This is a genomic window from Paenibacillus sp. J22R3, from assembly GCF_056269305.1.
In genome coordinates, this window is the sequence record NZ_JBWDNS010000002.1 from 938,557 (window position 1) to 950,968 (window position 12,412).

Consider the following 12,412-nt stretch of genomic DNA (forward strand, 5'->3'; position numbering starts at 1 on the left):
ATGGATGATCCAAGAAACCAAAATATAACATGGAAGCGTTTCAACTCTCAACTAAATTTCATATAAAGAGGAGCCCGTTAACGATGATTAGAATTGATGCCCACCAGCATTATTGGAAATTAGATCGCGGCGACTATGGCTGGCTGACACCGGCAGCAGGTCCGATATTATTCCGCGATTATGGACCTGCGGATTTAGAACCGGAGCTCAAGACTGCCGGCGTAACGCGTACGATCGTCGTTCAAGCGGCGGCAACCCACGAAGAAACAGCCTTTATGCTATCGCTCAGCGATGATGCGGATTCGATTGCCGGCGTAGTTGGCTGGCTGGATTTCCAAGATCCGAATTGGCGCAGCGTCTTGGACGAATTCCGAGAGCATCCCAAATTTGTCGGTATTCGCGTGATGATTCAAGATATGAGCGATCCGTTCGAGGCGCTGAATCCGCAATCGCTGGAGGCGCTTCGTTACTTGGCAGAGATCAAGCTTCCTGTTGATTTGCTCATTGTTTCGCATCAATTGCCTGCGACGCTCGCATTGCTTAAGCAAGTACCGGATCTGCATGCCGTTATCGATCATATTGGTAAACCGCAAATCCGCGAGGGCATACTCGAGCCTTGGGCCACGCAAATGAGCGAGATCGCTGCGCAATATCCGGGCGTATATTGCAAGCTGTCGGGCATGATTACGGAAGCAGCGCATGATGACTGGAAGCCGGAGCAATTTATGAGCTACGTAAGACATATCGTGGAGGTCTTCGGCACGGAACGAATCATGTTCGGCAGCGATTGGCCGGTATGTCTGCTCGCCGGAAGCTACAAGGATGTGTGCGATGTGCTGGATGAAGCACTTCCAACAACGCTTAGTCAAAGCGAACGCGAGGCGTTATACGGCAGCAATGCGGCGACTTTCTATAAACTGTCTCTATAGAACATGTAAACCTTGGGGGAGCTTAATCCTATAGCTCATCAGCCCAAGGTTTTTTTTATTTTCTCATGCTGCAGGCGGTTGACAGAAAGCATTCTATTCCGTATAGTCGAAATGGACTATACGAGATCGAATCGTTACTTAAGGGAGTCAATGAAGGATGGCCAAACGAAAAGTAAGTAACATGCTGGCTCTAGCCGTCTTATCGCTGCTTAATGAACGACCGATGCATCCGTATGAAATTGCCGCCACGATGAAACAGCGCGGAATTCCGGATGTGATCAAGCTCAACAACGGCTCGCTCTATTCGGTAGTAGATTCGCTGCTGAAGCAGGCGTGGATCGTGCCGCTGGAAACCCAGCGGGAAGGGAAGCATCCCGAGCGGACGATTTATGCACCTACGGATGCCGGCGTTGCGGAGTTTCACGATTGGATCCGAGAGCTGATTTATGCCCCCGTGAAAGAATATCCGCAATTACCGGTGGCATTATCGTTTATCGGCCATATTTCACCGAAGGAAACGGCTGCTCTCTTGGAGCAGCGAATCAACTTCGTGCAGCAAGATATCGTGCAGCGACGTGCCGGGAACGACTATGCGGTTTCGCAAGGACTTGCACGGATATTCATTATTGAGCAGGAGTTTATCGTCAACCAGTTGGAATCAGAGCTTGCTTGGCTGCGATCATTTATCCGTGAGATCAAGGATGGCAGCTTGACGAGGCCGGAGGATGGGGAGCAGGTGTGGATCGATACGACACCTATGGATGACGAAGACTCAGATGCATGACAGATGAACCGGCTAGACAGAACAATGATGTACACAATGGAGGGGAACAACTCACAATGATGGCAAAACGAAGTAATGTTGGTATTGTTGTCGCTGGTTTGCTGCTTGGCATTCTTATGGCATCCATGGATAACACCATCGTAGCAACGGCGATGGGTACGATCGTTCATGACCTGGGCGGCATGGACAAATTTGTATGGGTAACTTCCGCTTATATGGTTGCGGAAATGGCAGGCATGCCGATCTTCGGTAAACTGTCCGATATGTATGGGCGCAAAAGGTTCTTTATCTTCGGGATATTAACCTTTATGCTCGGTTCTATTCTGTGCGGTACCGCACATTCGATTATCGAGCTTAGCATTTACCGTGCCATTCAAGGGATTGGCGGCGGCGCGCTGGTGCCAATTGCTTTTACCATCATGTTCGATGCCGTGCCTCTTGAGAGCCGCGGTAAGCTGGGGGGCCTATTCGGTGCCGTATTCGGTATGTCGAGTATCTTTGGACCGCTTCTCGGTGCGTATATTACGGACTATATCGCATGGGAATGGATATTCTACATCAACCTGCCGCTTGGCCTGATTGCTTTCCTTATGATTGCTATCTTCTATAAAGAATCGGTTGAGCATGCCAAACAGCGGATCGACTGGGGCGGCGCATTCACTCTTGTCGGCGGTATCGTGTGCCTCATGTTCGCGCTTGAGCTGGGCGGCAAGAAGTATGCATGGGATTCTTCCATGATAATCGGTTTGTTTGCAGGCTTCGCCGTCTTGCTGATTGCATTCATTATGATCGAACGTAAAGTATCGGAGCCGATTATCTCGTTTAACATGTTCCGTAAACGGCTGTATTGGAGCAGTAATGCCATAGCGATGTTCAGTGGTGCCGCTTTCATTACGGCTTCCGTGTACATTCCGATCTTCATTCAAGGCGTACTCGGCGGTAAAGCGACGAATGCCGGTATGGTCCTGCTGCCGATGATGCTCGGTACGGTCGTTACGGCGACGGGCGGCGGTTTCTTGATGACGAAGATGACTTTCCGTTCCATTATGATTCCAACCCTCGGAATTCTTGTTGCTGGCAACGTGCTTCTGACGACCCTTGGCGTTGATTCAACGCGGTTTATCGTGACGTTGTTTATGATATTGGTCGGTCTTGGTATCGGAGCATCGTTCTCGGTACTTAGCAACGCAGCCATCTACTCCTTCTCGCCAAGGGAGCGCGGTGCGGCGAGTGCAACGCTTAACTTCCTCCGCTCGCTTGGGATGACCATCGGAATTACCGTATTCGGTATCGTCCAAAGCCATGTGATGACGAATAAATTGGAGGACTCCTTCGCCGGAGCGGGAGGCGACGGGGCTGCACTGCCGGCAGGTCTTGATCTCAGCGACCCGCGTGCCATTCTGACACCGGAAACGAGGGAGCAGATCCCGGCTGATGTGCTGGATAAGATCGTAGGTGCATTGTCATCTTCGATCACCTACACCTTCATGTGGGCGATCATTCCATCCGTGCTTGCCCTTGCATTCGCGTTCTTCATGGGACGGCAGAAGCTCGACGCTATGGCGGAGAGCAGTGAATACGGCTCATCCTCGCATTAATTAACACAGAGCTGCCTCAAAACGCGCAACTTGCGACGTTTGAGGCAGTTTTTTTATTGAGTGGTCTGTGCAGACTTGCTAATGAATTGTTGCATTAAAGACAACATTTCCCCCTACTAAGCGTTCATACGTACCTATATGTTGCAGGAAATGCAACAATTCTAATCAGATTGGCCGCCAAATGGCGATAACGGGAGTATATGTTGCAGAATAGGCAATAATTTCGCAATGAGCCCTCTTTTTCTCGAGAAATGTTGCATAAAAGGCAACAATCAGCTGATCAGAGCTGAAGCAGCTGCTTGCAGCTATTATCACTTCACAGGATTAAGATACTCTCTTCTTGTTCATATTGAATAACAAAGGGAGGCTAATAAAGATATGAAAGGCAATAGAGTAGCAACCGCGCTGATGACCTTCATCCTCATCGCGGCGATTTTAGGACAAAGCGCACAAGCCGAGCCGGCTTCGACATCATCTCCGGAAGGCAAGCAAGTCATCTATATTGATGAGCGTGATTATGAAGGTGAGCTATTACAATGCGTGAAGCTTATTAATAGAAATATCAATTATATGAATGAAGAGGATAATGCCGCGAATAAGGGAATTCTGACATCCGGCTATAAAGCCAGAGTCAGCGAGTTCACGCCTGGATTTCGTGTAGTTGAAGCTAAATTACGCAACGTGGGCAAAAACCGCAGTGGCGAATATGTGGCATATGTAGATGTGGACAGTAAATTAGAGAAGAAGCCGATGATTACAACGATCATGTACGTCTTGAAGCAAGAAAACAACGAATGGCTGATTGATCAGACCGATTAGCCGTCAAACTCCGGTCCCCCAATCGACTGAATTCGACTTCACCGACTGACAGTATATTCGCCCTCCTTCTGGTAAATTTAGGACCAAAGGAGGAGGGGATCTATGCCCGACAATGCAGTGCCGCCGCAAACAAGCTCCACAATAAGTGGACACAATCCGCTGCCGAGCTCACCGCCCCAATGGAATTCTACACAAGTAACCATTCACTTGACAATTGCACTTGTGCTTGCGTTCCTCAGTGCCTGGTTTCTGCCTAAAGGGTATAATCTGTCTGCCGTCATTCTATCCGAGCTATATATGATCTTCGCCATTGGCAAAGGCAAGCTGAACCATCCGCTTGGCATCCTCATTAATGAACGCAACCTCATGAGTCTGTCCAGGCTGCAAATCACGCTATGGACGGTGCTCTTCACATCGACTTATTTTACCGTCCTTGTAGGGAATCTCGCACTCCATCCGGAACATCCGCTGCAGCTTAAGTTTGATTCGACTGTCCTTGCTCTGATGGGCATCAGCAGTGTGTCAGCGATCTTCAGCCCCATGATTAATGGAGCGAAGAAGAACCGCGCAATTGATGACTCCCTTAAGGTTCAACTTGTGCAAAGCGCCGCTGAGGCCTATAACAAGAGCACGCAAGAAATCGAAACGAGCATGCAAGGTACCCTTTATGCGAATCCCTCTTACAAAGACGCGCAGTTCAGCGATATATTTGAAGGGGAAGAAATGCAAAACCATGCGTACATCGATATCGCCAAAGTGCAGATGTTTCTGTTTACAATGATGGCATTGACGGTCTATTCTGTGACCATTTACTCAACCCTGATGACGCAAGATCTCGCAGCAATAGATCGGTTTCCCGCACTGCCGGAAGAGCTTGTTGGGTTAATCGGGATCAGCAACGGGGGTTATTTAACGAGTAAGATTATTAACTTTACAAAGTCGAGACCCACTTAAGAGATTCCATTACTTATAACAGAGCCGTTTCTCCAATGCCGACAGGCTGGGAGAGGCGGCTTTTTTGGCGCGGTCGAAAGTTGAAAGCTGTTTACCCAATCTTTTGATTGTCTAAACCGATCCATTAGGCCAAATGGCACATCTTAACAAATGCTTCACAATACATTAACCGCTGCTTTACAATACCAGCCGCACCATTAACTGCCGCTTTACAATGGGTACTTATAATCAGAATTGTACATAACGAAAACGACAATAAACCATTCCAGAAGGGTGATACGAGCTAAATGTCTATGAAAAAAACGCTAATGATTTCCGCACTTGCCGCAGCACTGAGTACTTCGGCAGTGAGTGTAGTCTCCGCCGCATCCGTAACAAACGCATCGACGGTAGATCTCACAATCAATGACACGGCATTCCATGTCCGTTCCATCCAAGCAAACAACACAGTGCTATACGCGCTGAGAGATTTGGGAACAGCGGCAGGCGTGCAATTCATGGTCAATGTTAAATCGGGCGTAACGGCATACTTCAACAACCACGCAATCGAGCTTCATGCAGGTTCGAACGCAGCATTGGTTGATGGCGAAGCAGTAAGTTTGCAAGAAGCTGTACAAAGCGTAAATGGCAGCTATTATGTATCTCTTGAAGACTTCGTAAGCGCGTTTGGCGTTGATTCTTCGACAGATGCTTCCGGCAAGATCGCAATTGATGCCGTAGCTAAGATCCACGCGGATGACATCCGCTGGATTGATGCGGATCGTTTGCTGGCATCCCAATTGACTGAAGAAGGCCGTATTGACTATATCGTTAACGCTCACACAGGTGCATATACACAATTGTTGGTTTCTACAACGGCTTCTGATCTGACTGTATCTCCTAACGGTAAGCTTGCTGTTTACACAGACGGCGATGGCATCGTAAATATCATCGATCTTGCTGGCAAGTTCCCAGCTGCTAAAGTGGTATCGTCAGATAACTCCATTAAACCTGAGTTGGTTTGGTCGGCGGACAGCTCCGCAATCTACTTCCTGCAAGGTGACAAAGGCTCCGTGGTCGCTAAGATGAACGTTGCTGATGGTTCCATTACGAAAGTATTGGATGACAAAGTCGATTACAAATCCGGACTGGCTGTTTCCGCTGACGGCAAGAAGTTCTTCTACACGGTTATCAAACCGGGTGCAGTAACTGCTGATGCTAATAAGCCGGTTGATGCTGATGATGTAGCAATCGACAACACAGGTACGGAGCCGCAGCTTTACAGCTTTGATTTCTCGGCAAGTACAAACAAGCCCGTGAAATTGACAACAACAACAGATGACAAAGTGTTCGTAGGCGCAGCAGCAGACGGCAGCAAAGCTTTCTATGTGAGCGTTGAAGACAACAAGCCATCTTCCCTTGTAGCCGTAGCATTGGACAAAACCGTAACGAAGCTGATCGGCGATAAAGACGTCCTTCAAGCTACACAAGCCGGCGACAAAATCTATGTACTTGCTGATTCCGCGGACGTTACAAGCGCTTATGAAGTAAACATCGCAACTGGCGCTGTAACAACGCTTGGCAAAGTAGAAGGCAACGTAAGTGAAGTTGTAGCTGCAGCAGGAACACCAATTGCTTTCGTGATGGACGATGCAGTTTATGTGAAATCGGAGAGCGGCCTTAAGAAAGTAACGAACTAATTCAATTCCAGTGTTCTAAATTGAGAGGAGAACTTCCACAGATGAAAACAAAATGGTTTAAAAGTTTAAGCTTCGCCCTTATCGCACTTACAGTCGCATTCGGTTCCGTATCCGTTGCGAGTGCTTCCAGCAAATTGAGCGGCCGCATCGTAATCAATGGTTCATCGGCACTTCTGCCATTGACACTGCAAGCTGCTAACGAGTTCAAGAAGCTGAACCCGAAAGTTAGAATCTCCGCATCGGCTGCAGGTTCCATCACGGGTCCTCAATCGGTTCGTAAAGGTATTGCTGACATCGGCGCTGTTGACTGGGATGCCACGAAAGATGTACCGGGTTTCAAAGCTTTCACAGGTCAAGTTGCTAATAAAGTAGCCGTTATTCCATTCGCAGCAATCACAAACAGCAACGTTGGCATTAGCAGCTTGTCCACGGAGCAGCTGCAAGGTATCTTCTCCGGTAAAATTACCAACTGGAAAGAAGTTGGCGGAGCAGACAAGGACATTATCGTAGTAAACCGTGCATTCGGTTCCGGTACACGCGTTAACTTCCAAATGAAGGCGCTAAATGGTACTGATTTCATGACAAAAGGTTCTAACTATAAAGAAGTGAAGTCGAGCGGTGACATGAAAACAGCCATCGAAACGACGCCAAACGCAATCGGTTATATCGACCTTGTCTATGTGACAAGCAAAATGACTGGGCTTAAAATCAACAACGTTGCTCCAACAGAAGCTAACGTAATCAACGGTACTTACAAAGTGTGGGGCTACGGTTACTACATGACAAAAGGCCAACCAACTGGCGCTACTAAAGCATTCATCGACTACGTACAGAGCAAGAAGTTCCAAACCGGATCGCTTAAGAAGCTTAAATTTATCCCGATCTCGGCCATGAAATAAGATGTAGCGGAGCCGGCTTATCGCATTAACAATTGCGAGGCCGGCTCTAACTTTGAACACTTGAAAGGAGAGCAGCGTCATGAGCATGATGGACATCCCTGTATCCAGCGAATTGGGACGTAGCCTTGAGAATTCATCCGGTCGCAAATTCAGCCGCAAAGCACGGCTTTCGTTCTATAACCGTACGTTTCGCATGATCTGTATCGCAAGTGCTGTCTTCGTATGTGTTATTCTATTCTCGATTTTGTTCCTGATGGGCCGCACGGGCGTACTTACGTTCGAGACGGTTTCCGTGAAAGATTTCTTCTTCTCCACTGAATGGGTACCTGAGAATGATCAATACGGCGCATTTATCTTTATATTCGGTACATTCGCCTTAACCCTGCTGACAATGGTGATTTCCGTACCGCTGTCTGTCATAATTGCAATCTTCTTATCCGAAATGACGCCGGCATGGCTCAAGACGATGCTGCGCCCTGTACTTGATTTGCTCGTAGGTATTCCTTCGGTAGTCTACGGTTTTCTTGGTATGACTGTTCTTATCCCAATGCTCCGTACCGTAACAGGAACGAATATGGGCGATGGTATTCTAGCGGCGGCTATCGTGCTCACGATTATGACATTGCCGACCATCAGCCGGATCACGGATGATTCCATCGTAGCGGTTCCGAAGAAATTCAGGGATGCTTCGTATGCACTGGGTTCAACTAGATTTCAAACCATCGTAAGAGTCGTACTGCCTGCTGCGAAGAGCGGCATCATGTACGCAGTTATTCTCGGTATGGCACGCGCAATCGGTGAAACGATGGCTGTTGTAATGGTAATCGGTAATACCCCTCAGCTCGCGGATGCACTGTTCAAGCCGACGGCTGTATTGACCAGTAATATCGTTATGCAAATCGCGAATGTCCCGTTTGATTCCACTTGGAACTACGCGCTATATATGATGGGCTTTATCCTGCTCATTATCTCGCTCCTCATGATCGTAATCGTAAGGCTATTCCAAGGCAGAGGAGTGAAATCATAACATGAGTACAGGCAAAGGGACGACTTCTATTCCTAATCCGTTTGCGGCACGCAGAGGTTTCAATCATCTGAGCAACCGGCTGTTTACTTTCGTTGTATGGACGATCGGGTTGTGCACGATACTATTCATTTGTGGACTGCTGTTCTTGATTTTGCAAAAAGGACTCCCGGAACTCGATTGGGGCTTCTTGTACGGACTTCCGAGTGAGATGGAAGAGGGCGGCGGTATCGGCCCGTTAATCTTCAACTCGTTCTATGTGCTTGCAATATCACTGGTGATTTCGATTCCGCTTGGGATGGCAGCCGGTATCTACTTGGCTGAGTTCGCGCCAGCGACGAAGTTTATCGCTTTTATCCGGATTTGCGTAGAAGGACTTGCTTCCGTACCTTCGATTATTTTCGGTCTGTTTGGAATCGCGTTGTTTGTTGAAGCATTTGATGTTGGCCTTACGATCATTGGCGGTGCTGTCAGCTTAGCCTTCTTGAACCTGCCGGTTCTGACACGGGTAACGGAAGAAGCGATTCGTGCGGTACCGAAAGAGATGAAGCATGCTTCGTTCGCCCTCGGAAGCACTCATCTGCAAACGATCTTCCGCGTCCTTGTTCCGGTTGCATTGAACGGTATTATTACCGGTATCTGTCTGACTGCTGGTCGTGCCTTCGGTGAGAGTGCCGTTATCATCCTGACTGCCGGCGTTTCTTCTTCCGGTGAGATGTGGGATTTCAGCTTGTTCTCGCCCGGCGCTACACTTGCGGTTCACCTCTGGTATGTACAGTCTGAAGCCATCGTCCCGGATGCACAGCTAATCGCTGAGAAAGCTGCTGCCGTACTTGTCTTCGTCGTCCTGCTCATTAATATTGTCTTCCGTGTCCCGCTGTGGCTGAACGCGCGCAGATCCCGTTAATTTCGCAAGCTTGCCTCACTGAAAGGAGAGATATGTATGACTATTGCTGTATTGGAACGGCTGACAACTGAAGAACTACTTACGAATATGCCGACTGCAGAAGCTCAGGTAAAGACTTCAGATCATGCATTATTGACAGCTTTCATTAGGGAAGCAGCAATCGTGAACGTATCTCACACTTGCCAGGATGTCATTTCGCAATTCGCGTTAACGCCGGATCATGAATGTGTTGTGGTTTGCGATGACATGGAGCGACCGATTGGACTTGTTATGCGAAATAAACTTACCATCATCCAGACGCATCGATTCGGCAGAGAGCTGTATTACGGCCGTTCCATTGCGAAGCTTATGGATCGTCAGCCGCTCATCGTGCATCAAGGCGTTTCCATACAGGAGCTGCTTGATCGTGCGTTAGGTCGTGAAGAGAAAACGTTGTACGACTGTGTGCTAGTAACGGAGAATGATCGTTTCATCGGTATGCTGACCATGGCGGATTTGCTGAAAATGTCCCGATTACTCCAGCAGCGAAGTGTGAAGGCACAAGTGAACATGATCCACGGTGCGGAAGTGATGATCGAAGAAATCGACCGTTCCATCGTTCATGTGCAGGAAGCTTCACAGCTAGGCGAATCGATGTCGAGAGAAATGCTGGATTTGACGCTCAAAGGCAAGAACGAGCTCGATAAAGTGTCGAAGGCCTTTCATAATCTGACGAATCGTACAGATGTTCAGGAAAGTCAAATCAGCGATTTGCAAGATCGTGCCGGATCGATTGATAAGGTGTCAAAGCTGATTCGCGGACTTGCGGATCAATGTAATTTACTTGCGGTTAATGCCGCGATCGAAGCGGCTCGTGCCGGTGAGCATGGGAGAGGCTTTGCGGTTGTGGCCGATGAGGTTCGGAAATTGGCTACGCAGACGAAAGAATCCGCAGAGGATATTAATCGGCTGATTGGCTCCATTATGGAAGCGGTCAAGGAAACGGTTCATTTGGTCAGTCTAGGCAAGACGGAAGCAGATACGAGTCAAGTGTACATAAAAGAAGCAGCGGACGTATTCCAACAGCTGTTCCATGCAGCTGCCGGCAGCAGCAACAGCTCGAGTGAGATCGGCAAGCTGTCGAACCAAGCCTACTTGCAATCGCAGCGTGTAACGGAGCAAATGAAGCAATTGATTCAAGATTTGCAAGTGAAAGAGTGAATTTTAATACTGCGTTTACAAAACGAACATATTAGATAAACAAATTCACGCTATCCTAGTTCAAGGTAGGCCTGAATCGGACGGTTAACCAGTCCACCCAATACGGAGGAATATGCCATGCAATCAACAGCTTCCCAGACTTTGATCGATATTCATAAATTAAATTTACATTATGGTCAATTCCACGCCTTGAAGGACGTATCGATGGATATTCCGGAGAAAGCGATCACCGCTTTCATAGGACCATCGGGCTGCGGTAAATCAACGCTGCTTCGTACGCTTAACCGGATGAATGACATGATTCCAGGCACAAGAATCGAAGGCAAAATCACAATCGGCGGTGCGGACATCTATTCGAAAGAAGTGGACGTGGAGACACTGCGCAAGAAAGTCGGCATGGTATTCCAACAGCCGAATCCATTCCCGAAATCCATTTATGATAACGTAGCGTACGGCCCGCGCTTGCACGGCATTCGCAGCAAACAAAAGTTGGATGAAATCGTGGAATCCAGCCTTCGTTCCGCTGTTTTGTGGGACGAAGTAAAGGATTACCTGAAGCGTTCCGCGCTTAGCCTATCCGGCGGACAACAGCAGCGACTCTGCATTGCGCGTGCAATTGCCGTCAACCCTGACATCCTGCTTATGGACGAAGCGACTTCTGCACTTGATCCGATCTCGACCCTGAAGATCGAAGAATTGGCACAAGAGCTGAAAGATAAATATACAATCGTCATGGTTACACACAACATGCATCAAGCGGCTCGTGTTTCCAACCAGACGGTATTCTTCCTAAACGGTGAAGTGGTGGAGTTCTCAGAGACAGAGAAGCTGTTCTCGAATCCACGCGATCAACGTACGGAAGATTACATTAGCGGCCGTTTCGGCTAATTCCTAAACCACAGAGGGAGAGCATTTAAGCGATGATGACGAAGCGCAAAGAATTTGATCATGGACTCGAGGAATTGAACGAGCTGATCGTACAAATGGGTCAACGGGTAGAAGCGGTTATCGCGAAGGCGATGGACGCACTGGAAACGATCGATGTGCCTGCTGCAAAGCAAATCATTCAAGATGACAAATCGATCAATAAGATCGAAGAGAAAATTTCGGAACTGGGTGCGATGCTAATTGCTACTCAGCAGCCGGTTGCTAAGGATTTAAGACGTATCCTGGTCGCTTTCCGGATTGCCTCCGATCTTGAGCGCATGGCCGATCTGGCCGTAGACGTAGCCAAAGTCGTGCTGAGATTGGAAGGGCAAGTATTGATCAAACCATTGATTGATTTGCCGCGCATGACGCAGATCGTACAGATGATGACTTACGAAGCGATTCAATCGTTCGTACAAGAGAATGTCAACATGGCTTATAAAATGGCCAAAGACGATGACCTGGTCGATGCGCTTTATTCACAGATCATCCGCGAGCTGTTCTCGCTCATGATGGAAAATCCGAAAACGATCTCCCAGGCCAATCTGCTTAGCTTCGTAGGACGTTACATCGAACGTTTTGCGGATCATGCAACGAACATTGGGGAATCGGTTGTATACCTGGTAACAGGCTCAAGACCTGATTTGAACTCTTAATTCTTAATGATCAAGCAGCACTAATATTCTCTATAG

The 12,412-nt window shown here is 48.1% G+C and carries 11 protein-coding genes and 2 pseudogenes; all 13 read left to right on the top strand.

Features of this window, described 5'->3' with window-relative positions:
* The first annotated feature begins 83 nt into the window (after positions 1 to 83).
* Entirely contained in the window at positions 84 to 929 is an 846-nt protein-coding gene (locus tag AC0YN4_RS12280; protein ID WP_475835900.1) for an amidohydrolase family protein, read from the top strand.
* A 157-nt stretch (positions 930 to 1,086) separates the two neighbouring features.
* Positions 1,087 to 1,713: a PadR family transcriptional regulator gene (locus AC0YN4_RS12285; protein ID WP_475835901.1), complete on the top strand. Its 627-nt coding sequence runs from the start codon at positions 1,087 to 1,089 to the stop codon at positions 1,711 to 1,713.
* Between the two features lie 56 nt (positions 1,714 to 1,769).
* On the top strand, positions 1,770 to 3,311 hold the full coding sequence (locus tag AC0YN4_RS12290) for an MDR family MFS transporter (RefSeq protein ID WP_475835902.1): 1,542 nt from the start codon (positions 1,770 to 1,772) through the stop codon (positions 3,309 to 3,311).
* Positions 3,312 to 3,689: 378 nt separating this feature from the next.
* Entirely contained in the window at positions 3,690 to 4,130 is a 441-nt protein-coding gene (locus tag AC0YN4_RS12295) for a hypothetical protein (protein WP_475781751.1), read from the top strand.
* Between the two features lie 102 nt (positions 4,131 to 4,232).
* On the top strand, positions 4,233 to 5,084 hold the full coding sequence (locus AC0YN4_RS12300) for a hypothetical protein (RefSeq protein WP_475781752.1): 852 nt from the start codon (positions 4,233 to 4,235) through the stop codon (positions 5,082 to 5,084).
* A 287-nt stretch (positions 5,085 to 5,371) separates the two neighbouring features.
* Entirely contained in the window at positions 5,372 to 6,763 is a 1,392-nt protein-coding gene (locus tag AC0YN4_RS12305; RefSeq protein ID WP_475781753.1) for a stalk domain-containing protein, read from the top strand.
* Positions 6,764 to 6,804: 41 nt separating this feature from the next.
* Positions 6,805 to 7,662, top strand: a complete 858-nt coding sequence (locus tag AC0YN4_RS12310; protein ID WP_475781754.1) for a phosphate ABC transporter substrate-binding protein — start codon at positions 6,805 to 6,807, stop codon at positions 7,660 to 7,662.
* 79 nt (positions 7,663 to 7,741) lie between these two features.
* Positions 7,742 to 8,689 carry a phosphate ABC transporter permease subunit PstC gene (gene pstC, locus AC0YN4_RS12315; protein ID WP_475781755.1) on the top strand — a complete coding sequence of 316 codons (948 nt, stop codon included), beginning with the start codon at positions 7,742 to 7,744 and terminating at the stop codon, positions 8,687 to 8,689.
* Position 8,690: 1 nt separating this feature from the next.
* A complete protein-coding gene (gene pstA / locus AC0YN4_RS12320) occupies positions 8,691 to 9,593 on the top strand; it encodes a phosphate ABC transporter permease PstA (RefSeq protein WP_475835903.1) in 903 nt (300 codons plus the stop codon).
* Between the two features lie 348 nt (positions 9,594 to 9,941).
* A pseudogene (locus AC0YN4_RS12325) lies at positions 9,942 to 10,085 on the top strand (CBS domain-containing protein); the annotation flags it as partial.
* 300 nt (positions 10,086 to 10,385) lie between these two features.
* Positions 10,386 to 10,793 (top strand): annotated as a pseudogene (locus AC0YN4_RS12330) (methyl-accepting chemotaxis protein); the annotation flags it as partial.
* 117 nt (positions 10,794 to 10,910) lie between these two features.
* On the top strand, positions 10,911 to 11,681 hold the full coding sequence (pstB, locus tag AC0YN4_RS12335; protein ID WP_090981581.1) for a phosphate ABC transporter ATP-binding protein PstB: 771 nt from the start codon (positions 10,911 to 10,913) through the stop codon (positions 11,679 to 11,681).
* Positions 11,682 to 11,716: 35 nt separating this feature from the next.
* The gene (gene phoU, locus AC0YN4_RS12340) at positions 11,717 to 12,376 is read left to right on the top strand and encodes a phosphate signaling complex protein PhoU (RefSeq protein ID WP_475781891.1); all 660 of its coding nucleotides are present in this window, start codon (positions 11,717 to 11,719) and stop codon (positions 12,374 to 12,376) included.
* Positions 12,377 to 12,412: the final 36 nt, after the last annotated feature.